The sequence below is a fragment of the Nocardioides sp. NPDC057767 genome, from assembly GCF_042798275.1.
Lineage (GTDB): Bacteria > Actinomycetota > Actinomycetes > Propionibacteriales > Nocardioidaceae > Nocardioides.
The window spans coordinates 92,261-114,322 of record NZ_JBHVKJ010000005.1 but is presented as its reverse complement, the minus strand read 5'-3'; the positions used below and the strand labels follow the sequence as shown (position 1 = coordinate 114,322).

The window sequence follows — 22,062 nt, the reverse complement described above, 5'->3', positions numbered from 1 at the left end:
GGAATGAACATGGAAAGCCACGAGCACCAGAACGAGCACGGCTACATGCATCGACAGGACGACTACCTCAAGCGACTGCGACGCATCGAGGGCCAGGTGCGCGGCCTGCAGAGGATGGTCGAGGAAGAGAAGTACTGCATCGACATCCTCACGCAGGTGTCCGCGACGACGAAGGCACTGCAGTCTGTCTCCCTCGCCCTGCTCGATGAGCACCTCAGCCACTGCCTCATGCGGGCCGCCGCCGCGGGTGGGACGGAAGCCGACGAGAAGATCAAAGAGGCCTCCGACGCCATCGGCCGCCTGGTCCGCTCCTGATCCCCAGACTTCGACCGCACAACCAGACCACTACCCCTAAGGAGTACCCACCATGGCCACCGGAGTCCACACCACCAACTTCACCGTCGTCGGCATGACGTGCAGCCACTGCGTCGCTTCGGTCACCGAAGAGGTGAGCGAAGTCAGTGGCGTGACCGATGTCGACATCGACCTCGCCACCGGCCGACTCACCGTGACCAGCGACGCGCCGCTCGATGAAGCCAGCATTCGCTCGGCCGTCGATGAAGCCGGCTATCGAGTCGCCGACGCCAGCTAGCCACAGCGCGGTGCCCGTTCCGCGGCATCGCCCTCAACGGCCAATTCCGACTTGGTCCCACTAAGGAGCCTCCTGTGAAGACCTCTCTCAAGCTCGGCGGCTTCATCGCCGCCCTCGCTGCCATCCTTGCCGCCTCATTCGGCGTCGGCAACGCCATCGGGCCCATCGGCCAAGCCGCGCAGACCACCAGCCACTCAGGAGATGACATGAAGCACGACGCAGGCCGCGAAGAGGCCGGTCACGAAAGCACGGGCAGTGGCGCCAGCGGTCACGCCGGCCACGGCGGAGCTGCTGCCAAGCAGCCCGGCGGGCTGATGATCTCCGAGCACGGATACACGCTGGACCTGGACTCGACGATCCTGCCGGCAGGGCGAACCCAAGTGAAGTTCCGGGTGACCGGACCAGACGAGCAGCCCGTCACCGACTACGAGCCCACCCACGACAAGGAGCTCCACTTCATCGCCGTCCGGCGAGACATGAGCGGGTTCCAGCACGTACACCCCACCCTGGCCACGTCAGGTGATGAGGCGGGCACCTGGTCGACCGAGCTCGATCTCACACCCGGAGCGTGGCGGGTCTTCGCCGACTTCCGCGCCACCGAACACGGCGAGACCATGACGCTGGGCGGCGACGTATCGGTCGCGGGCGCCTACGAGCCGGAGCCGCTGCCGCCGGTCAGCCAGACCGCGGAGGTCGACGGCTACACCGTCACGCTGAAGGGGCAACTCGTCCCTGGTGAGTCCTCGGAGCTGACGCTGACGGTGAGCCGCGACGGGCAGCCAGTGACTGACCTGCAGCCCTACCTCGCTGCCTACGGGCACCTGGTGGCGCTGCGCTCGGGAGACCTGGCCTACCTGCACGTGCACCCCGACGGTGAGCCCGGGGATGGCACCACCAAGCCCGGCCCGGACATCACCTTCTTCGCAACCGCCCACTCCGCCGGACCGTATCGCCTCTACCTGGACTTCCAGCACGACGGCGTGGTTCGCACCGCCGAGTTCACCGCCCAGGCCGGCGAGCCTGTCCCGGCGCCGCGCGAAGGCAGTTCGATTGCGCCCGCCGCCCAGCCCAGCGGTTCTGGTTCAGGCGACCAGGGCGAGCACAGCCACTGACTCAACGAACAGACCTACGCAACGAGAAGCACCCGATGAGGAAGGAAAGACCATGAGTGCGCTCAACGACGTCACACCTGAGAGCGGTGTCCCTGGCAACCAGGTCGAGCTCGCGATTGGTGGCATGACGTGCGCCTCTTGCGCGAACCGTATCGAGCGCAAGCTGAACAAGCTCGAGGGCGTGACCGCAACGGTCAACTACGCCACCGAGAAGGCCAAGGTCACCTACGCCGACGGCATCGAGCCGACCGCATTGGTCGAGACGGTCGAACAGGCCGGCTACACCGCGCGACTCCCGGAACCGAAGGGAACGCCGGCCACGTCGACCTCTGAAACCGGAGCAGAGGATGACCCCGTTCGAGCCCTGCGCAACCGGGTGGTCGTCTCGGCGGTCCTGACCGTGCCGGTGATCGCGATGGCGATGATCCCTGCCCTGCAGTTCGACTACTGGCAGTGGCTCTCGTTGACGCTCGCCGCGCCGGTGGTGGTCTGGGGCGCGTTGCCGTTCCACAAGGCAGCCTGGACCAACCTCAAGCACGCCACCTCGACCATGGACACGCTGATCTCCATGGGCACACTGGCAGCGCTCGGCTGGTCCCTGTACGCGCTGTTCTTCGGCACGGCCGGTGCCCCGGGTATGACCCACCCGTTCGAGCTCACCATCGCCCGCACCGATGGATCCGGCAACATCTACCTCGAGGCTGCCGCAGGCGTGACCACGTTCATCCTGGCGGGTCGCTACTTCGAGGCGCGCTCCAAGCGCCGCGCCGGCGCAGCGCTACGGGCACTGCTCGAACTGGGTGCGAAGGAGGTCGCGGTCCTCCGCGACGGCCCCAGCGGCCCCACCGAGGAACGGATCGGCATCGACCAACTGGCCGTGGGCGACCGGTTCGTCGTCCGCCCCGGGGAGAAGATCGCCACCGACGGTCGGATCCTCGAAGGTTCCTCAGCTGTGGACGCCTCCATGGTGACCGGTGAATCCGTGCCGGTCGAGGTCGGCCCCGGAGATCTCGTGATCGGGGCCACCGTCAATGCCGGCGGCCGGCTCGTGGTCGAGGCGACGCGGGTGGGTGCCGACACCCAGCTGGCGCAGATGGCCAAGCTGGTCGAGGACGCCCAGAACGGCAAGGCTCAGGCCCAGCGACTGGCGGACCGGATCTCGGGGATCTTCGTGCCGATCGTGATCGGCCTGGCTGCGGCGACCTTCGGGTTCTGGGCAGGCACCGGCGGCGGGATCGCCGCCGCCTTCACGGCGGCCGTCGCGGTGCTGATCATCGCCTGCCCGTGCGCGCTCGGGTTGGCCACGCCGACCGCCCTCATGGTGGGCACGGGTCGTGGCGCCCAGCTAGGCATCCTGATCAAGGGTCCCGAGGTGTTGGAGTCGACGCGCAAGGTCGACACCATCGTCTTGGACAAGACCGGCACCGTCACCACTGGCCAGATGACCCTGGTTCGTACGGTCGTCGCCGACGGTGAGGACGTCGACGAGCTGTTGCGGTTCGCCGGCGCCCTGGAGGACGCCTCCGAGCACCCGATCGCCCAGGCCATCGCCAAGGGGGCGGCGGCACGAGTCGGGGACCTGCCGACAGTGGAGGACTTCGCCAACATCGAAGGCCTCGGCGTGCAGGGGATCGTCATCGACGGGGAGGCCTCGCACGCCGTCCTGGTCGGACGACCGCAGCTGCTTGCCGAGTGGTCCCAGTATCTGACCCCGACCCTGGAAACGGCGATGACCGAGGCAGCGGAGAAGGGCCAGACCGCGGTCGCGGTCGGGTGGGACGGCCGAGCCCGCGGGGTTCTGGTCGTGGCCGACGCCATCAAGCCGACCTCGGCCGAAGCCGTCGGCCAGCTGCGCGCCCTGGGATTGACCCCGGTGCTGCTCACAGGAGACAACGCCAGGGTCGCCACGGCGGTTGCGACCGCGGTGGGCATCGATGCGGGCCCCGACACGGTCATCGCCGAGGTGATGCCGTCGGAGAAGGTCGATGTGATCAAGCGACTGCAGGAGCAGGGCAGGACTGTCGCCATGGTCGGCGATGGTGTCAACGACGCCGCGGCACTGGCTCAGGCCGACCTCGGTCTGGCCATGGGCACCGGCACCGATGTCGCGATCGAGGCCTCCGACCTGACCCTGGTCCGCGGAGACCTCCGCGTGGCCGCCGACGCGATCCGGCTCTCTAGGCGGACCCTGGGCACCATCAAGGGCAACCTGTTCTGGGCCTTCGCCTACAACGTCGCCGCCCTACCGCTGGCAGCCGCTGGACTGCTCAACCCGATGCTCGCCGGAGCCGCCATGGCGTTCTCCTCGGTGTTCGTGGTCTCCAACAGCCTCCGGCTGCGCAGCTTCCGAGCGACCAACAGCGACCCCCGAGCTGGCACCGATGCCGCCACAGAGGTGTCCAGGCCCGAGCCAGTCAACGCCTGACCCTGCGCTTCTGGGCTTCCCGAGACGAATCGGGGGCCCAGAGGACCTGCCCCTCGGAGGGGCAGGACCACAACACCCGGCCCAACCCGGGCACGGAATCCACCAGAAAGGTTTCACGATGGCAACCAACGCCACCTATAACGTCGCCGGCATGACCTGCGGCGGATGCGCCGGCAAGGTCACCGACCAGGTCGAGCAGATCCCCGGCGTCCTCGACGTCGACGTCGACCTCGCCGCCGGCGCGATCACTCTCACCAGCGAGAGCGACATCAGCGACGCGTCCGTGAAGCAGGCCGTCGAAAAGGCCGGCTACAAGCTCGCCACCGCCTGAGACCGCACAAACCGTAAGGCTCCGACACTCCCGGCCCGACCGGCGTTGTCAGCGTACGCGCGGCGAAGGGCCGGGAGTATCGGATCCACGACGAGTAGCTCTGCCGGGCGCCAATAGCGCCCAACCCACGGTCGCCGTCCAGAGCGGAGAAGGCGCTCCGGCTGGACGGTGGCCGGACAGACCAGGGACAGCGACGCGAGACATGTTCTCTTCGAGAGAAACCACGACGCCAGGCCATGAAAGCGGCCTGGCCTGAGAAAGGTTAGAACCATGGGGTTGTTCGCGATCCGCGACTACCGACGCCTGTTCAGCGCGCAGGTGATCGCACTGTTCGGAACCGGTCTGGCCACCGTCGCGCTGGGTCTGCTCGCCTACGACCTGGCCGGTCCTCGCGCCGGCGCGGTGCTCGCAACCGCACTGACCATCAAGATGGTCGCCTACGTCGTGGTCGCGCCCCTGGCAGCGGCGTACGTCGATCGGCTGCCTCGGCGCTTGTTCCTCACCGTCCTCGACGTGGTCCGTGCCTTGGTGGTCCTTGCCCTGCCGTTCGTCACCGAGGTCTGGCAGATCTATGTGCTGATCGGTGTCCTACAGACAGCGTCTGCGGCATTCACCCCCACGTTCCAGGCCGTCATCCCTGACATCGTCACCGAAGAGGCCGACTACACGCGCGCCCTCTCTGCCTCGCAGGTGGCCTACACCATGGAGAGTCTGCTGAGCCCGGTGCTCGCGGCAGTCGCACTCTCGCTCATGTCCTTCAACCTGCTGTTCCTCGGCACCTCGCTCGGGTTCGCCGCCTCCGCGGTGCTCGTGCTCTCCACCCGCATCCCCAACGCCCGCCCGAGCGCGCACGTCAGCGCCGTGGACCGGGTTGTCTCCGGGATCCGGACCTTCGCCGCCACGCCCAGCCTGCGCGCAGTGATGGCGCTGAACCTCGTGGTTGCTGCCGCCGGGTCGATCGTCGTCGTCAACACCGTCAACTACGTCCGTGACGTGCTCGGTGGAACACAGTCCGACGTGGCCTGGATGCTCGCCGCCTCAGGAACCGGCACCCTCCTGGCAGCCCTCGTCCTCCCCAGAATCCTCGACCGCACCGGGGAACGGATCGTGATGCTCACTGGCGCTACCGTGCTGGTCATCGCAGTCGCCGCGGCCCTGGCAACGGTCGCGCTGGATCTCGCCCTTCCGCAGCTCACCGCGCTCATCTGGGTCACGATCGGCGGCGGGATGGCGCTCATCATCACCCCGACCGGCCAAGTGCTGCGGCGCGCGGTCGAACCCGATGCCATCCCCGAGGTCTTCGCCGCCCAGTTCTCCCTCTCGCACCTCGCCTGGCTGATCACCTACCCGATCGCAGGATGGGTTGCCACCAACGCCGGGTTCCCCACCACCTGGACCATCCTCGCCATCCTCGCCGCGATCGGCGCCGCCGCAGCACCGGCCCTGTGGACCCGCGAAGAAGCAGCACTGGACGAAGGAGCATCGGCGGCCGAGCCGATCACTGAATCGTCCAGCGCTGCGGATCGCGGCGGTGTCGATGTGCTCGTCCGCACGGCTGCGGAGACAGCCGAAGGCACCCTCGCCGCGTGCCAGTGCTCATGCGTGCACGCTGTGTGAGTCCCTCAATCCTGGGGCCGGTGCCTGCCTGCAGTTGAGGCCTCGGGCAGACCAGGGCATGGTGTTGGCCGTCGGGTCCTAGTCGCTCTCGGACCCGACGGTCTTCCCATGCAGGTGCAGAGATTCCGCGACGAGCTCGACCAGGTGGTCGATCGCGCTCGCCGCCCGTGCCTGCCCGGCAGCCTCGAGTGCGTGCAGGCTGTAGGCGGCCAGTTCCTCGGCCGCTATGTCGGTTCGCGCCTGTCCGCGGTCCTGTGCTTCGCGCACGGCCTTGGTGAACAGGGTCATCACATCCGCGCTGTTGCGCTCGTGCTCCTTGCCACGGTGGACCAGGCCGTGCAGGTCGGCTGTGGCTGATGCTCCCCGGTGGAAACAGATTCCTGCGTAGCCCTGGAGCATCGCGCGCAACCCGGCTCCGGCAGTCGGCGCCTCGCTGCGGACCGCTTCGAGGTGGGAGAGGTGCTGCGCGACGTGCTCGGCATGACCGGCGACGAGCATCTCGTCGATGCCGTGAAAGTACTTGTACAGCGTCGCGCGGCTGATGCCCGTCTGCTCGGCGACGAGGGCCATCGTGATTCCTCGGACACCCCGCTCGCGCGCGAGCGCCCAAGCGGTCTCTAGGATCGCCGTCCGCACGTCATGCCGGTGCTCCTCGACGGTGTCCTTCCAAAGCTTCGGCATGGATCAACGATACGCCTTGTCGCAGAGCAAGACACCATGCACACTTACGTAGACACAATGTCTTACAAACGAGGAGAGTGCGCGATGGCGCCCGGCGACAACCAGACACCGACCGCTTCGGGTGAGCACGAGATGCCCCCAGGCATGCCGTCGTGGGTCAAGCTCCTCCTCGGGGCACTGCTGGCCGTGATCGTGCTCGCCGTGCTGGCAATGATTCTCCTCGGCGGCGAGCATGGGCCGGGACGTCACGGCGGCGGGATGCACTCCGCTCCGGCAGCGGAAGCGGCCATTCGCGGGATCAGCCTGTGACTATCGGCCCCCGCGTACGCCGGCTCCTGCTGGCCCTGCACCTGAGCTGCTCAGTCGGCTGGATCGGCGCAGTATGCGCCTACCTGGCGCTGGCCTTCGCAGTGCCGGCCACGGATGATCCCGCGGTCGTGAGAGCGGCCTGGATCGGCATGGAGCTCGTCGGCTGGTACGCGATCGTGCCGCTTGCGCTCGGGTCGCTTGCCACCGGTGTGCTGATGGGCGCGGCGACGAAGTGGGGCCTGCTACGCCACTACTGGGTGCTCATCTCGCTGGTGAGCACGGTCGTACTCACCGCCGTCCTCATCATGCACATGCCCGACGTCACCGCTCAGGCCGATCGGGCGCGGACGCTGGGGGAGGAGGGGCTGCTCACGATGGGCAGCGACATCCCACACGCCGTCATCGGGCTCCTCATGCTGATCGGCATCCTCGTACTGAATATCTACAAGCCTCGCGGCCTGACGAAGTACGGGTGGCGCAAGGAGCAGGCGGCGCGTTCTCGCGCCGCAACGACGCGTACGTCGACGTCAGCCTGAGGGACCTGGTCAGCCCAGGTTCGCGATCAGATCGCGGCATGCCTGCTCGCACGATCGGCACGCCTCGGCGCAGGCGCGGCAGTGCTCGTGCATGTCGGCGTGGCGCGAGCACTCGTCACCACAGGCCTTGCACGCCGTCGCGCAAGCCTGCAGGAACGTCCTGGTGATGTTGGCGTCGTAGCCGGTGTGGCGCGACAGGATGTTCGCGGTTGCCGAGCATGCGTCGGCGCAGTCCAGGTTGCTCCGGACGCACTTGGTCAGGTCTGCGACGGTGTCTTCGCTCAGGCAGGCATCCGCGCACGCTGTGCAGGCCTGGGCGCATTCGACCAGGCTCTGGATCGTCGCAGCGAGCTTGGCGGTGTCGATGCCGCCTAAGTCCTTGGGGTAGGTCTTCAGCATCTGCTCGACGGTGTGCATGGCACTCCCTCTCGTCAATGGCACTGTTGTCGACGAGCCGGATGGCCCGATGCCCAAGAGGTACCCGCCCGCGGCCTATCCATGAGCGCCACGCACCCAAGAATCACCGAGGTCAGTGTCCAACCAGATCCACCCGGGCGGCCAGGGAATGGCAGTGCAGCCACCCACGACCACCTGGGTCATCTCGGCGATCGACAACGTCGAGGTCAAGGCGACCATCCCAGTTCTGCCGAGCCGGACCCACTCGATGAGCTCATCGATCAGCCAGACCTCTAAAGAGGTGTGGCTGATTCGGTGGGGCGGATCTCGATTCGCTCTTCGAAACGGCCGAGCTTCCACGCGAACAGGCTGATCGTCCAGACCACGACGAAGAGGCCGACCAGGAGGTAGCCGACATACTGCAGGTCGAGCCGCGTCACCCACGACAAGACGGCGAGGTGGAACTGCTCGGCGAGCAGTTGCAGCAGGACGATGCCGCCGATTACCAGGGCGACCAGGACCGACAAGGTCGTGACGGTCAGGTTGTAGTAGACCTTCCGGACCGGGCTGAGGAATGCCCATTTGTAGGCGTGGGCCATGAAGACGCCGTCGGCGGTGTCGAAGAGGGTCATCCCGGCAGCGAACAGGACCGGGAGCACCAAGATGGCATACCACGGCAGCGTGCTGGCCGCGCCGCCGGCGAGGACCAGGAGCGCGACCTGTGTCGCGGTGTCGAACCCGAGGCCCATCAGCAAACCGATCGGGTAGAGGTGGCGAGGCTTGGTCACCCGGCGGGTGGCCCGGTTGAAGAGCCGCGCCATGAGGCCGCGTTGGTGCAGGTGGTGCTCGAGCTTGTCCTCGTCGAAGGTTCCGGCTCGCATGTGCCGGAACACGTGGACGATGCCGAACAGTGCGCTCAGATTGGTCAGCCCGATCACGATCAGGAAGGTCCCGGCGGTAAGAGTGCCCACCAGCCCGAGTGTGGTCTGTAACGTCGAGTCGTCGTTCTGCACCGGGCCGGCGAGCGCACTCACCCCGACCGCGAGCAACAGGGAAAGCCCGAAGACGACACTGGAGTGGCCCAACGAGAACCAGAAACCCACGCCGCTGGCGGGTCTGCCCTCACCCACCAGCTTGCGCGCGGTGTTGTCGATCGCCGCGATGTGGTCGGCGTCGAAGGCATGTCGGACGCCCAGCAGGAACGCCGTGACCCCGAGGCCCACGCCGAACACACCGGAACCGCCGACCCGGTACTCCTGCGGCGCGACCACCGCGATCAGGACGACCCAACCGACGAGGTTCAACACCAGGACCACGCCCGCCATCGCCAGCAGTGCGATCCGGTCACGGCGGCGGGCGGTCATCAACATGGCAGCACCTTATCGCGAATCACTTGCAGCAACATCCTCGTGGCACAGGCTGGACACCGAGGATCGACCGGATGGGCCGCTGGCTCGAGTCAGTGCCCAGCCAAATCGACACGAGCGGGCCACGGGTTGGCGGTGCAGCCGTCCAGTCCCTTGGTTTGTTGCAGCATCACCGGAGCAGGCGCGCCATTGCCCGGGCATCCGACGTGCGGGTAGCCGAGCGCGTGGCCGGTCTCGTGGTTTACCACGTAGCGACGGTAGGCCGTCAGTTTGCTGGCGTAGCTGTCGGCGCCGAAGTGCCATCGCCAGGCGTTGAGTACGACATCGTCGCCGTTGCGGCACGACAGCCTGCCGTCGGTGTCAAGGGGAGCGCAAAGTTCGTCGGCGGTCTCGGGTGTGGCCAGGACGATCCGCAGGTCGGCGTGGCCGTCGACGCGTGCTAGCCGGTGCTCGGCAGCCCAGCCACGGTCGTCAGACAGTGTCTTCTCAATGAATCGAGCGACTTGTTTGGTCGCATACGGCAGCCCCTTTTCAATCTCGACGCGGTATGTCGTCGCGTCCTCCAGCGGGCTGAATGGAGCGGCCGCGACCTCAAACCTCCCGGACCCGCGCTCGGGTATCGCCACCGGCGACGCTGGCGGTTTGTTTGGCCGGGGGACCGGTCCCGCGGCTGCGGCAACTTCGCCGTCGGGAAGCTCCGTGCCCGAGGTCGGCGAAGCCGAAGGCGGGGCGGCAACCGACGAAACTGGGGCGCGTTCACTCTTGTTGGCGGGTTCACCGTCGCGCGCCATCGCGACGAGCGGGAGGGTGATCGCCAGCGCCGTGAGAAGGACGGCGAGACCGGCGTGGCCTGCGGAATCCTCGGCCACGAGCCGGGCGCGCTGCGGTTCCCGGCGTCGGTGAGATGCAGTTCGGTGCTTGCTCATCGTCTCGCCGACCTACAGGACCTGTTCCCAGGTGTCGCCGTTGTCGTCCGAGCGGAACGCCTCGTCCGAGGTGGCGGCGTACCAACCGTGCTCGGTGATCGTGAAGGCCGCCGGCTGGCCACCGATCGATCCAGTCTCCTGCCATGTCTTGCCCGCGTCTTGACTGACCCGAACGACACCGTCGGGCCCGATGCCTGCCAGGTCGCCCTCCGCAGTGGCGTCGAGATAGGCGGTGATGGGGCCTCCGAGCTCGCGGGTCTGTCCCGTGGATGCATCGATGCTGATCAGCTTGCCCTTGCCGGTGGTTGCGAACAGCTGACCGGCTTCCTTGGTGGCGGCGACGCTGATGAGGTCGCCCGAGAGGATCTCCTCGAACCGCTCCTGGTCGACGGTGCGGAGCAGGCGCTTGGTGGTGGCTTCGTACGCGTAGAGGACGTCGCCGGCCGATTCGAGGATGTGGAAGTCGGCCTCACCTTGCAGCGCGAGTGGCGTCCAGGTTTCGCCGGCGTCGGTGGACTCGATCAGCCCCAGGTGTGGAGGCAGGTCCTCGGTCAGGTCGGGGTGTCCGCTGCCGAGAAAGTGGCCGGGACCGACGACGGTGAACGCCATGGTGTCCTGCCATCTGTCGGCGACCCGGGTCGGCTTGCCGCTGTCGGGAACGTGGAAGAGGCCGAAATGGGTTGCCACATACAAGCTGCCATCGGCGGGGTCGATCCCGAGGCCGTGGATGTGGCCGACTGAACTCTCGTCCGCGGTGTTGTCGGTTGCGGCTGGGCTGGACTCCGAGTCGGCGGCGCAGGCAGTTGAAAGGAGGGCCGTTGCCACGGCGACCACCATCGTGAGGCGGGAGGTTCGTTTCATGAGAAGGCTCCGGTCTTGAGAAGATGCCGGGCAGGTGCGGGGCCTGCCCGGCTTGGATGACGGTCAGGACTTGAGTAGTGCCTGCATCGTCTTGATCTCCTCGGTCTGGGCAGTCTCGATGTCCGCGGCCATGGCCTTGGCATCGGGGAACTCGCCGTCGGCCTGCTCGGTCTGAGCCATCTCGATCGCACCCTCGTGGTGCTCGATCATCATCGTGATGAACATCTGGTCGAACTCGGCGCCCGAGGCGTTCTCGAGCTCGGTCATGTCCTCCTCCGACATCATCCCGGTCATCTCATCCGACGACATGTCGCCGTGATCCATGCCGGGCATGCCCTCGTCTGGAACGTCCTCGCCCCAGCTCTCGAGCCAGCCGGTCATGGTCTCGATCTCCGGGCCTTGCGCCGCCTCGATGTCGGCGGCCAGGTCCTTGACCTCTTGGCTCTCGGCCCGGGTCTCGGCGATCTCTGCCATCTCGATGGCTTGCTGGTGGTGCGGAATCATCTGCTGGGCGAACGTGACGTCGGCATCGTTGTGGTCGGTGGAGGTGGCGCTGTTGTCCTCGCTGCCGCACGCAACGAGAGTGACCAGCGCGGCCGCAAGGGTCGCGGCCATCAGGGCCTTACGCATGGGTATTGCTCCATCTGTGTGTGATCTGGGTCTGGGCAGGCGAAAGTCCGAGTCACCCGGATGGGTGCCTCGTGGCTCGGGCCTATCAGCAGCGGATCACGCAGAGTTGCAGCAGATCAGGCGGGTCACGGTCTCGTCCGTAGAGGACCGTGGCCGACCAGGTGGGAACCAGGTGCCTGAGGACCCGGATGCCGCGCCTAGCCATCAGCAGAGCGAAGCCCAAGATCAATCCGGTGAGGATCGCGAGACAGAGACCGAGGATGCTTCCATCTCCCACGCCGCCAGGCACCTCGGAACCTGCCGCGCCGTCGGGCAGAGTGGCCACGGATTCGTTCCTAGCGGCGGCGAGCTCGTGCGGGCCACCGTGGCCGACGGCCACCAGCACGCTCGCGCCCTCGGGGTCGGCGCTCATGGAGTGAGCGCCGGCGTGGGACCCCCAGCCGTGCATCGACATGAGTCCGAACAGCGCGACCGCAGCCGCGGCGAGCGCAAGGCGCGCGCCACCTGTATGCGTTGCCGTCCGGAGGTCCTGCATGGCATCGATACTAGGCATACGCCACGCGTAACGAGAACTCGCTTGGATGAATCCCGACTGGTTCGACATGACACGCCCGAGTTGGTCCGCAACCGCCGATCTACTACGGTCCATAGTAGAAGCGGGATTTCTCCCTCCCTTGGTGGGTGCCCGGCTTCCCCGTTATGGGCACCCACCACTTCATGCCTGTGGCGCGGTCGTGTACGCGATTCGGTGGGACGAGGAGAACAGGTGCGTCCTGGTCGACACAAGCGGATAGATGACAACAGGCAGGGTCGGTCGCAGGCTGACGCTAGAAGACTTATGGTGACCCCGCATCGGCTGGGGCCGATCGACGGTCGGCATCGACACGAACGTCGCGGTGCGATCGGCTGGCGAGGGGCAGTGCCGCAGGTCCTGACTGTCGTTGCGGTCGCGGGCGTTCTGGGCGGCGGTTCTGTAGTTCGAGATTCGGTGGACCCGGCAACATCGACGGAGCCGACGGCCGACAGTTCGGTACCGCCGGCGGCGCTTGATCGGCAGGACAGCGTGAGTAGGTCCGCAGAGCGGCGGCCTTCGGTGGATAGACGGCGCGAACCTCCCACTCCCAGCCCTAGTCGGCCTCCGAAGGGCAAGCCTGAGCGGCCCCGTCATGTCGAAAGGCTCGCGGTCGAGCGTACGGATGAGCGATGGGTGCTCCCGGTCGACTCATATCGCCTCACCGGCACTTTCGGCGAGGGAAGCTCATTGTGGAGCAACACGCATACGGGCCTCGACTTTGCGACGTCATGGGGGTCGAGGATCGTCGCGGTGGCAGGTGGGCGCGTCGTCGAAGCCGGCTGGGCGGGCTCGTACGGCTACCGCACGATCATCGAGCTACCCGATGGGACGGAGATCTGGTACTGCCATCAGGCACGCATCGAGGTCGATCCCGGCGAGCTGGTCGATCGAGGGCAGGCGATCGGTGACGTCGGGAGTACCGGCAACAGCACCGGACCTCACGTGCATATCGAGGTGCGCCCGGACGGCGGGGAACCGATCGATCCGAAGGTCGCGTTCGCAGAACATGGCGTTCGCCCGTAGGGCGGGCCCGACTACTGAACGAGGCGCGGCCTCAGGCCCCTGGGTCGGGATCCAAGGCGAGGCCTCCGCCGATCGCGAGCAGGATCGCCATGGGGTAGCCGACCAGGAGATCCTGCCACCCCATCGAGATCGGAAGCGGTTGGAAGCCGCCGTGCGCAAGCAGGTGCTGGATTGCCACCAGTCCCGCCGACGCGAACAGGGCTGTCGACAGCATGCGCCGCCGGGTCCACTTCGACAACTGCCCCTCGGCAGCACTCTTCTTCTGTCCGTGTCGAGTACGTGCCACGTGGTGTTCCTTCTTGAAATCTGAGCCTGGAGACGATCTACTATCGACGATAGTAGATCACCTAGGGAGGCGGCAGGCAGTTGCTACGACGTACTGCACCAGGACGTACCGCACAAGGACGTACTGCACCAGGCGGCGGGACGGCGCCGAACGAACCCGTCGATGACGTGACCGTGCGGATCAGGCGGATGGGCTTGCAGGATCTGCCGGACGTCGTTGCCGCTCATCGCCAGCATTTCCCCAACGGCTTCTTTGCGCGTCTCGGACCGCGGTTCCTGCGCCGCTACTACCGGACGTTCCTCGACGGTCCGCTGGCGGTAGCACTCATCGTCGAGGTGTCAGGAGTGCCATCGGGCTACCTCGTCGGCGTCCTGGATCCCGTCCAGCACCGACGCCTTCTGTTGACCTATCACGGAGTCGCGCTGGCAGCATGTGGGCTGATCGGTCTGATGCGCAGGCCGACGGTACTGACCCGCTTCCTCCTGACGCGGGCACGCCGATACTTGACCACATTGACCCGCTCCCGCGATCGCGCCCTCGAGTCCGTGGATGGGCCCCGACTTGCGGTGCTGTCGAATGTTGTCGTGGCGGAGCACGCCCGCGGCTTCGGACTAGGGACGCTGCTGGTGGACGCCTTCCTGGCTCAGGCGCGCGATGCGGGACGGGATCGCGCATGTCTGGTCACCGTCGCCGGCCCGGACGGCGCCGGCTCGTTCTACACGAAATCAGTCTGGCAGCACACGCGTGATGCAACAGGAGCCGATGGGCAACGCCTCTCCCACTTCGAACGCGATCTGTCGGAGATCGTGTGAGGTCGGTCCAGCGGGTGGCCGCCATACTGGTCCTGCCCTTGGTGCTCTCGGGATGCGCCAGCGCGGAGGACCGCGGCCAGCAGAAAGGGCAAAAGACCACATCTGCGACGGGGTCTGCGAGCCCGTCTGGGAAGCCATCGCCGGTGGACTCCGCCAACCCAGTGATCGAACCGGTTCCCCTACGTCAGTGGCAGGCGATGAAGAGGGCGGGAATGGTTCGACCGGGGTGTCCCATCGTGCGACGCGGTCAACTGCGTTCCGTGCGGGTGGGCTTCGTCGACTTCGAGGGTATGAAGCAGCGAGGTCAGTTGGTGGTCAACCGGGATGTGGCGGCCAGCGTGGCCCGAATCTTCAGTGTTCTGTACGACGCTCGATTTCCGATTCGGAAGATGCGACCAGTGGAGAAGTACGACGGCGACGCGAATGCCAGTCTTGCCGACGACAACACCTCCGCGTACAACTGCCGCACGGCGGACCAGATCAACGCTCCATTTCGGGAGTCTCCTCACGCAAACGGGCGGGCGATCGACATCAACCCGTTCGAGAACCCCTGGAAGGACCTCCGCTGCAAGTGCTGGTTTCCCTCTGATGAGAATCGGGCGCGCAAGGAAGGCCCTGGAGTGATCGTCCGAGGCGGCGTGGTCTGGAAGGCGTTCCGCCAGGAAGGGTGGATCTGGCAAGACATCGACGTCCCCGACTACATGCATTTCGACACGGGCTATCCGTCTAAGCCATTCCGCTCGGACCCCGACGTGGGGTGAGCGGCGCGATCAGCCGATGAGGCAGATGCCCTTCCATGCCATGGCAACTGCGGGCGCCGCTACGAGTGACAGTGGAATGACCACGAGTGTCGCAATGGCGAGCCCCGTGAAGATCGCGATGTGGCCGCGCAAGGTCACGGCGTTGTCGTCTAGCCGGCGCAAGCGCTGCTCGACATCGCTACCACTTGCCGCCATAGCGCCCGTGGGCGATGGGAGGACGGCGAGACGCTCAAGTGCAGAGCGAAGGGACCTGGCGCCGATCTGGCGACGGGCGCAGTCGTCGGCGGACAGCTCGGCGAAGAGGTGGACGTGCCGCATCGCTGCGCGGAATGCGGGAAAGAATGGCGCCAGGGCTCCGAACAACGCGCGACACGTCACCAGCGCGAGGTGGTGTCGCTGTCGCAGGTGGGCTGCCTCGTGGGCGAGAACGGCGTCGATCTCCCGCTGGTCGAGTGTCGCTAGCAGACCGCTTGTGACCACGACCCGGTGCCTCTTGCCGCCTATGCAGAACGCATAGGGTGCTTCGTGCTCCAACACCAGGACTCCGGGGACGATGCCGGAGCGTCCAATCACATCGAGCACCGCTACGCGTGCTCGGCGCTCACGTCGGTCCTGTAGCGAGACACGAAGGGCGCACCACAATATCCGGCCCAACAACACGCCGGCCGTGGCCAACCCGAGGGTCGCAAGAAATGCGCCACCTGGGGAGGAGTAGCCGTGCTTCAGGTTCTCGGCGCACAGATCGAACAGTCGCGCGATGTCACCTCGGGCGTGCTGGAACCCGATCGACAAGGCAACGCCACCGGCAAGCAGGCTCAGCAGAATCGATGAGGCCAGGGCCTGCCACGCCGCGATCGCCAATCGAGGGGCCGAGGTGGTCCAGGTCGACTGGGTGAGCACGGCTGCACCCCACGTGCCTGCGGTCACGGCGAAGACGAGGAGCAGCGCGGCGCTAATCATCCAACGCTCGCTTCAGCCGCTCGACCTCATTGTCTGACATCCGGTCAAGGAACCGCATCAGCGTGATGGAGCTGTCACCACTGTCACTGAGCAGCTCATGCATCAGGTCAGCAGTGTGTTCCGCCCGCCCCTTCGTCGGCTGATAGCGGAAGGCGCGGCCCGCTTTCACCCGCTCCAGAAATCCTTTGCGGTGGAGGTTGTCCATGACGGTCAGCACCGTCGTGTATGCAAGGGGCGGCTCGCGGTCGATGCGCCCCAGCACCTCGCGTACGGTCAAGGCGTCGTCGGAGGACCACAGGTGCTCCATGACGACAGCCTCGAGTTCGCCCAGTGGACGCATGCTCGCCCCTTCCTAATGATCTGTATTCACGTCAGCGAGTCCCACTCGCCATCCACGGCCCGGAAGACCTTTGCGCGGTCACCTGACAGGGTGGCCACCACGAGATCGCCCTTGGAAGTGTAGGTGGCCGCGCTCGTGCCCTCGGGCACATCCAGGGTTGACCAAGTCGTACCCCCGTCATCGCTGGACTCGGCTCCGCCCATTCCGATGATGACGAGTTGTTCGCCTGAACCGTCGACAGCGACCGCCATGGATCCGGGCAGCGACCCTATCGGAGCCCATGTCGCACCACCATTCGTTGTCTTGACGGCACCCGACTTCATCGAGGGGGCGATGGCGACGTCGGGATCTGCAGGGTCAACCCAGATCGTTCCCATCAGATCCTGCCCGGCGCTGGTCGCACGTTGGAAGGACCGGCCGCCGTTATCGGAGACGAGAACGCCGGCCGGTGAGCCGAGGTAGACCCGCTCGTCGGCGGCACCTAGTGCGTGTACATCTGAAACCGGAAGACCGGGGACGGCCGCAAATGCTGAGCCGTCGCTGGAGCGATATAGCCCCGCGTGGCCACCTGCCAGAATCCCGCCGCCCGATTGAGCCCAGCCCATGACGTCTTTGTTGTCGAGGGTGTCGATCTGCGTCCAGCGACCGGTGATGCGGCGGGAACTTGCGCCGCCGTGCCCGCCGACGAACAGCCGATCACCCAGCTCGCCCACCACATGCAGGTCATCACCCACGACCGGACCAGCCATGTCGTCCCCTCCGCCGCGGGTCAGCAGCGTGCCCACGATCATCGTGGCGAGCGCGAGGGCGAGCATTGGAATCATGACGCGGCGGGCTTTCGGAGAAAGCCCCAGCTTGCGGTCGCTGGTGTGGGCGGTCATCGGCGGTACATCCTTCGCTGCTCCAGTTTCGAGATGGCAGGGGCGTCCCATCTAATATCAACTATGAAGGATAGTAGATGCGAGCTGGTGTAGCGGCCCGAACGGGGGCGGGCCGAGCCCCGCTTGTGGCGGTCGTGGTGATCGGCGTGAGCTGCCCCATGCTCGAGCCCAGGAGCCAGGAGGATGTCGCCGCCGTCCTCGGAGGTGGAGCGACTCATCCCTGTCCGCTACCGCGGAGGCCGGATGACGCACCCTCTCCGTTAACCGCCAGGGTTGGGATCCTGATTGTGAAGGTTGCGCCTCTACCGGGCCCGTGGCTATATGCGTCGAGGCGCCCTCCGTGTGCCTCGACGATTGCGCGGCTGATGGTGAGGCCGATCCCGGATCCTTGTTCGTCGCGGCTGCGGGCAGCGTCGCCACGATAGAAGCGCTCGAAGATGTGTGGCAATTGAGCCGGTGGGATTCCGTCTCCGGTGTCGGTGACGGAGACTGTGATCCAGTCCTCCTCGCGCTGGGTGTCGATGGTGACGGTTCCGCCTGCCGGTGTGTGTCGGCGCGCGTTGTCGAGAAGGTTCGTGAGCACCTGGAGGAACCGGGTCCGGTCGACCTCGACCTGTCCTGAGCCGGTCGCCGTCACATCGATCCGGATGTGCTTCTCCTCGAACCGCCCGGCGACCGTGTCCCGTGCGGCCGCGATCAGCTCTGCTGGGATGGCCGGCTCCAGGGTCACCCGCAGGTGGCCCTCCTCGGCTCGGGAGACCGCGTCGAGGTCCGTGGCGAGGCGTGCCAGGCGTGTCACCTGCTCACCCAGGACGCTGCGCGTGGTCTGGTCCCAATGTCTGACGCCGTCGTCCAGGCCTTCTAGGTAGGCCTGCAGGGTCGCGATCGGCGTACGGAGTTCGTGCGCCAGATCGGACAGGAGACGCCGACGGGTGTCCTCGGTGCTGGCAAGTTGAGTGCCGAGGGTGTTGAACGACTCCGCCAGCGCGTCGAGCTCAGGCCCGGCGTCACCGACGGGGACACGGGTCGCATAGCGGCCGGCGGCCACCTCTGCGGCGGCGCGCTGCAGCCGAGTCAACGGTTCCTGGAACCGTCGGCTCAGGAACCAGCTGACCGCCAACGCCAGGGCCGCGGCGGCGACGATGGCGATACCCAGGGAGATGATGCTCGCCGTCTGGAATGCACGTTCGACGTGCTCGAGTTCGGACGGGTCGGGCGCGTGGTCTGCCTGGAGCATGTGCTCATGGAACAGGGGCGGCCCCACAACAGCGGCGATAACTCCGGCGGTAACAATCGCAGCGAGCAGGACCAGCGCCTGCGCCAGGACGAGCCGGGTTCCGATCCGCAATTGCCGTAGCCTCATCGGCTCTGCACTGTCTTGATCTGATCCGTCTTGAACCGGTAGCCGACCCCGCGGACGGTGTCAATGAAGAGGGGCTCGGTGGCGGCCTCGCCCAGTTTGCTGCGCAGGTGAGCGATGTGGACGTCGACGATGTGCTCGTCACCGCCCCATCCTTCGCCCCAGACGGCATCGACGAGTTGGCGTCGGGAGAAGACCCGCCGAGGAGCCTGCGCGAGGGCAACGAGTAGATCGAACTCGGTCCGGGTCAGGTGCACAGGCCCGTCGCTGAGGCTGACTTCACGGGCCGCGAGGTCGAGGGTGAGTCCGTTGAAGCGGAGCAGGTCGCCGGTCTGCGGTGTTGTGAGCTTGCTGAGCCGTGGGCGTCGTACCGCCGCCTGGGCTCGAGCTACGACTTCGCGTGGGGAGAACGGCTTGGTGATGTAATCGTCGGCTCCCACGCCCAAACCGATGAGCTTGTCGATCTCGTCCTCGCGGGCGGTGAGCATGATGATGTAACAGTCAGAGAATGTGCGGATGATGCGGCACACCTCTACGCCGTCCAGTCCAGGTAGACCCAGGTCCAAGAGGATCAGGTCGGGGTCTTGAGTGCGGGCGAGATCGACCGCGTCGGGGCCGTTGTGTACCTGGGTGACGACGAATCCGCCCTTGGTCAGGTAGTCGGCCACGATCTGGGCGAGGGGACGCTCATCTTCGACCACCAGGACCGGGATGGGTGCTGTCATAGGTCAGCTCTCGCTCGTCGCCTGGTGCGGTCTTGTGCCCGATCGGCCGAGGTGCACGCCACGCAGCCGCAAGGCGTTGCTGATCACGCTGACGGAAGACAGGGCCATCGCGGCGGCGGCGATGATCGGGGACAGCAGGAGGCCAGTGACGGGGTACAGGACGCCAGCGGCGATCGGGATGCCGGCGACGTTGTAGACGAAGGCGAACAGCAAGTTCTGCTTGATGTTGCGCATCGTCTTGTCCGAGAGCCGTCGTGCGAGAGCGATGCCCATCAGATCGCCGTTGAGCAGGGTCACACCTGCGGACTCCATCGCCACGTCGGTGCCCGAACTCATCGCGAGCCCGACATCGGCCGCGGCCAGGGCGGGGGCGTCGTTGACACCGTCTCCTGCCATCGCGACCACCTTGCCTTCGGACTGGAGCTTCTGCACGACCTCGGCCTTGCGGTCGGGTAGGACCTCGGCCTCGATCCGGGTGATTCCCAGACTGCTGGCGACGGCCTCAGCGGTGACGCGGTTGTCGCCGGTCAACATGACCACCTCGACGCCCTGTTCCTTGAGGTCGGCGAGCGCTTCGGCCGTGGTCGGCTTGACGGTGTCTGCGATCGCGAACACGGCAACGGGCCGCTGATCGGTGCCCATGAGAATCGCAGTCGCTCCCGTGGACCTGAGCCGATCGGCGACGGCCACCAGAGGCATGGGGTCGATGCCCTCGTCGGCGAGGAAGCGGGCACTGCCCAGTACGACCCGCCTGCCCTCCACGGTGCCAGCGACGCCGCGGCCGACGGGAGAATCGAAGTCGGCCACATCCGCCAGGCCCAACTCGCGCTCCTTAGCAGCATCGAGGATCGCTTGCCCCAAGGGATGCTCCGACGCACGCTCGACCGAGGCGGCAAGGCGCAGTGCGTCGTTGACGTCTCCGTCCCTGTCGGCCAGTTCAATCGTGGTGACTGAGGGCTTCCCTTCGGTCAGGGTGCCGGTCTTGTCGACCACGACCGTATCGACCCTCTCCATTCGCTCCAGCGCCTCGGCGTTCCTGATCAGGACGCCATGCTCGGCTCCACGACCTACGCCGACCTTGATGCTGATCGGGGTGGCCAAGCCGAGCGCACACGGGCAGGCGATGATGAGCACGGCGACCGCGACGACCAGACCGTGGGCCATCCGGGGCTCCGGACCAACCACCGCCCAGACGACGAACGCCAGCACGGCGATCCCGATCACGACGGGTACGAACACGCCGGCGACTCGGTCCGCAGTGCGCTGGATCGGGGCGCGGGAGCGCTGAGCGTCGGCAACCATCGCCACGATCCGCGCCAGCATCGTGTCCCGCCCGACACGTTCGGCACGCACCAACAGGCCACCGGTGGTGTTGATGGTGCCTCCGATCACGTGGTCACCCTCGGACTTGGACACCGGCATCGATTCACCGGTCACCATCGCCTCATCGACCGACGACCTGCCTTCCGTCACTACCGCATCCACAGGGATCTGGTCACCAGGACGTACGCGGAGTCGGTCCCCGGCGATGACGTCGTCCAGGCCGATCTCCTCGTCGGTGCCGTCGGCACGCACACGGCGGGCGGTCTTCGGAGCGAGATCGAGCAGAGCGCGAATAGCCCCCGAGGTCTGCTCGCGGGCTCGCAACTCCAACACCTGCCCCAACAGCACGAGAACGGTGATGACGGACGCTGCCTCGAAGTAGACATCGACCGCCCCAGATCCCATGCCGCCGGCCATGTCAGCAGACGAACGGAAGGAGTCGGGGAAGATCTCTGGTGACACCGTCGCGACGACGCTGTAGAGCCACGCCACCCCGGTGCCCATCGCGATCAGCGTGAACATGTTCAGATTGCGGGTTCGAACTGACGCCCACCCCCGCACGAAGAACGGCCACCCGGCCCACAACACCACGGGTGTGGCAAGAACGAGCTGAACCCAGTTCGACACCGACTGCGGGATGGCCTCGCCAATCGCGTCGACAAAATGACCACCCATCTCCAAGACCACCACCGGTACGGCCAGAGCGACACCGACCCAGAACCGGCGAGTCATATCCCGCAACTCGGGACTTGGGCCCTCCTCGGCGCTCGCTATCAGTGGCTCCAACGCCATCCCGCAGATCGGGCAGGCGCCCGGACCCGGACGGCGGATCTCTGGATGCATCGGGCACGTCCACTCAGTGGCAGGCGGCGCGGAAGCCTCCGCGGGTTGGGCCGACGCCTCCGCATGAGGGTGGTGCTCCTCGTGATGGTGTTGGTCGTGATCCGCGTGTGCGTGCCGGTCAGGCGTCTGGTGGCCGTAGCTGGCGTTGTGGTCGTGGTCGGCGGGGGGCGTAGCGTCCCCGGCGTAGGTGACCGGATCGGCCATGAACCGTTGTCGGCAGCCGGCGGAGCAAAAGAAATAGCGCTCGCCGCGGTAGGTCACCGAGTGCGGCGTGTTCGCCGGGTCGACACTCATCCCGCACACGGGGTCAGCGGCATGCGGCGGCGGCTCGTGGGCGTGGCTGCTCATGACCCCATTCTGACTGCCGTCGACGACGATCGCGACCGGCTCA

The 22,062-nt window shown here is 66.5% G+C and carries 25 protein-coding genes; 11 read left to right on the top strand and 14 right to left on the bottom strand.

Going from position 1 to position 22,062, the window contains the following annotated elements:
* The first annotated feature begins 9 nt into the window (after positions 1-9).
* The 6 genes from ACFVDI_RS04785 to ACFVDI_RS04760 all read left to right on the top strand — a co-directional run bounded on the left by ACFVDI_RS04785 (position 10) and on the right by ACFVDI_RS04760 (position 6,077).
* The gene (locus tag ACFVDI_RS04785; RefSeq protein WP_211352433.1) at positions 10-315 is read left to right on the top strand and encodes a metal-sensitive transcriptional regulator; all 306 of its coding nucleotides are present in this window, start codon (positions 10-12) and stop codon (positions 313-315) included.
* Positions 316-367: 52 nt separating this feature from the next.
* The gene (locus ACFVDI_RS04780; protein WP_141780831.1) at positions 368-592 is read left to right on the top strand and encodes a heavy-metal-associated domain-containing protein; all 225 of its coding nucleotides are present in this window, start codon (positions 368-370) and stop codon (positions 590-592) included.
* A gap of 74 nt (positions 593-666) precedes the next feature.
* Positions 667-1,704: a hypothetical protein gene (locus ACFVDI_RS04775; protein ID WP_350719635.1), complete on the top strand. Its 1,038-nt coding sequence runs from the start codon at positions 667-669 to the stop codon at positions 1,702-1,704.
* A 52-nt stretch (positions 1,705-1,756) separates the two neighbouring features.
* The gene (locus tag ACFVDI_RS04770; RefSeq protein WP_350719633.1) at positions 1,757-4,129 is read left to right on the top strand and encodes a heavy metal translocating P-type ATPase; all 2,373 of its coding nucleotides are present in this window, start codon (positions 1,757-1,759) and stop codon (positions 4,127-4,129) included.
* A 118-nt stretch (positions 4,130-4,247) separates the two neighbouring features.
* Positions 4,248-4,460 (top strand): heavy-metal-associated domain-containing protein, encoded by a 213-nt coding sequence (locus tag ACFVDI_RS04765; protein ID WP_141780828.1) that lies wholly within the window; start codon positions 4,248-4,250, stop codon positions 4,458-4,460.
* A 270-nt stretch (positions 4,461-4,730) separates the two neighbouring features.
* Positions 4,731-6,077, top strand: a complete 1,347-nt coding sequence (locus ACFVDI_RS04760) for an MFS transporter (RefSeq protein ID WP_350719631.1) — start codon at positions 4,731-4,733, stop codon at positions 6,075-6,077.
* A 78-nt stretch (positions 6,078-6,155) separates the two neighbouring features.
* On the opposite strand, the gene ACFVDI_RS04755 is transcribed toward ACFVDI_RS04760, so the two are convergent.
* Complete coding sequence (locus ACFVDI_RS04755; RefSeq protein ID WP_350719630.1) at positions 6,156-6,758, bottom strand: TetR/AcrR family transcriptional regulator; 603 nt, start codon at positions 6,756-6,758, stop codon at positions 6,156-6,158.
* 57 nt (positions 6,759-6,815) lie between these two features.
* Here ACFVDI_RS04755 and ACFVDI_RS04750 point away from each other — a divergent pair, with 57 nt between their 5' ends.
* Together ACFVDI_RS04750 and ACFVDI_RS04745 are read left to right on the top strand one after the other, a co-directional pair.
* Entirely contained in the window at positions 6,816-7,067 is a 252-nt protein-coding gene (locus ACFVDI_RS04750; protein WP_211352432.1) for a hypothetical protein, read from the top strand.
* Entirely contained in the window at positions 7,064-7,603 is a 540-nt protein-coding gene (locus ACFVDI_RS04745; RefSeq protein WP_350719627.1) for a DUF2269 domain-containing protein, read from the top strand. The genes ACFVDI_RS04750 and ACFVDI_RS04745 overlap by 4 nt, the downstream gene beginning before the upstream one ends.
* A gap of 9 nt (positions 7,604-7,612) precedes the next feature.
* Here the strand turns inward: ACFVDI_RS04745 and ACFVDI_RS04740 are convergent, their stop codons facing one another.
* From ACFVDI_RS04740 to ACFVDI_RS04715, 6 genes are all read right to left on the bottom strand, one after another.
* Positions 7,613-8,002, bottom strand: coding sequence for a four-helix bundle copper-binding protein (locus tag ACFVDI_RS04740; protein WP_246088110.1), 390 nt, complete (start codon positions 8,000-8,002; stop codon positions 7,613-7,615).
* Between the two features lie 290 nt (positions 8,003-8,292).
* A complete protein-coding gene (locus tag ACFVDI_RS04735; RefSeq protein ID WP_350719625.1) occupies positions 8,293-9,369 on the bottom strand; it encodes a HoxN/HupN/NixA family nickel/cobalt transporter in 1,077 nt (358 codons plus the stop codon).
* Positions 9,370-9,458: 89 nt separating this feature from the next.
* Complete coding sequence (locus ACFVDI_RS04730) at positions 9,459-10,292, bottom strand: DUF3152 domain-containing protein (protein ID WP_350719623.1); 834 nt, start codon at positions 10,290-10,292, stop codon at positions 9,459-9,461.
* 12 nt (positions 10,293-10,304) lie between these two features.
* On the bottom strand, positions 10,305-11,153 hold the full coding sequence (locus ACFVDI_RS04725; RefSeq protein WP_350719621.1) for a F510_1955 family glycosylhydrolase: 849 nt from the start codon (positions 11,151-11,153) through the stop codon (positions 10,305-10,307).
* Positions 11,154-11,216: 63 nt separating this feature from the next.
* Positions 11,217-11,783, bottom strand: coding sequence for a DUF305 domain-containing protein (locus tag ACFVDI_RS04720; protein WP_350719619.1), 567 nt, complete (start codon positions 11,781-11,783; stop codon positions 11,217-11,219).
* 85 nt (positions 11,784-11,868) lie between these two features.
* Positions 11,869-12,318 (bottom strand): DUF6153 family protein, encoded by a 450-nt coding sequence (locus ACFVDI_RS04715; protein WP_378901144.1) that lies wholly within the window; start codon positions 12,316-12,318, stop codon positions 11,869-11,871.
* A gap of 672 nt (positions 12,319-12,990) precedes the next feature.
* Here ACFVDI_RS04715 and ACFVDI_RS04710 point away from each other — a divergent pair.
* Positions 12,991-13,380, top strand: a complete 390-nt coding sequence (locus ACFVDI_RS04710; protein WP_350719616.1) for a M23 family metallopeptidase — start codon at positions 12,991-12,993, stop codon at positions 13,378-13,380.
* Between the two features lie 31 nt (positions 13,381-13,411).
* Here the strand turns inward: ACFVDI_RS04710 and ACFVDI_RS04705 are convergent, their stop codons facing one another.
* Positions 13,412-13,666, bottom strand: a complete 255-nt coding sequence (locus tag ACFVDI_RS04705) for a hypothetical protein (RefSeq protein ID WP_378901140.1) — start codon at positions 13,664-13,666, stop codon at positions 13,412-13,414.
* 167 nt (positions 13,667-13,833) lie between these two features.
* Between ACFVDI_RS04705 and ACFVDI_RS04700 the strand changes: the two genes are divergently transcribed.
* Both ACFVDI_RS04700 and ACFVDI_RS04695 read left to right on the top strand, forming a co-directional pair.
* Positions 13,834-14,478 (top strand): GNAT family N-acetyltransferase, encoded by a 645-nt coding sequence (locus tag ACFVDI_RS04700; RefSeq protein WP_378901137.1) that lies wholly within the window; start codon positions 13,834-13,836, stop codon positions 14,476-14,478.
* Between the two features lie 260 nt (positions 14,479-14,738).
* Positions 14,739-15,239, top strand: a complete 501-nt coding sequence (locus ACFVDI_RS04695) for a M15 family metallopeptidase (protein ID WP_350719612.1) — start codon at positions 14,739-14,741, stop codon at positions 15,237-15,239.
* Between the two features lie 9 nt (positions 15,240-15,248).
* On the opposite strand, the gene ACFVDI_RS04690 is transcribed toward ACFVDI_RS04695, so the two are convergent.
* The 6 genes from ACFVDI_RS04690 to ACFVDI_RS04665 form a co-directional block, all read right to left on the bottom strand.
* Positions 15,249-16,199 carry a M56 family metallopeptidase gene (locus ACFVDI_RS04690; protein ID WP_350719610.1) on the bottom strand — a complete coding sequence of 317 codons (951 nt, stop codon included), beginning with the start codon at positions 16,197-16,199 and terminating at the stop codon, positions 15,249-15,251.
* The gene (locus ACFVDI_RS04685) at positions 16,192-16,539 is read right to left on the bottom strand and encodes a BlaI/MecI/CopY family transcriptional regulator (protein ID WP_350719608.1); all 348 of its coding nucleotides are present in this window, start codon (positions 16,537-16,539) and stop codon (positions 16,192-16,194) included. The genes ACFVDI_RS04690 and ACFVDI_RS04685 overlap by 8 nt, the downstream gene beginning before the upstream one ends.
* 26 nt (positions 16,540-16,565) lie before the next feature.
* Positions 16,566-17,420 (bottom strand): hypothetical protein, encoded by an 855-nt coding sequence (locus ACFVDI_RS04680; protein ID WP_350719606.1) that lies wholly within the window; start codon positions 17,418-17,420, stop codon positions 16,566-16,568.
* Between the two features lie 214 nt (positions 17,421-17,634).
* Complete coding sequence (locus ACFVDI_RS04675) at positions 17,635-18,768, bottom strand: HAMP domain-containing sensor histidine kinase (protein ID WP_350719604.1); 1,134 nt, start codon at positions 18,766-18,768, stop codon at positions 17,635-17,637.
* An 11-nt stretch (positions 18,769-18,779) separates the two neighbouring features.
* Entirely contained in the window at positions 18,780-19,505 is a 726-nt protein-coding gene (locus ACFVDI_RS04670; protein WP_141780812.1) for a response regulator transcription factor, read from the bottom strand.
* A gap of 3 nt (positions 19,506-19,508) precedes the next feature.
* The gene (locus ACFVDI_RS04665; protein WP_350719602.1) at positions 19,509-22,019 is read right to left on the bottom strand and encodes a heavy metal translocating P-type ATPase; all 2,511 of its coding nucleotides are present in this window, start codon (positions 22,017-22,019) and stop codon (positions 19,509-19,511) included.
* Positions 22,020-22,062 lie beyond the last annotated feature (43 nt).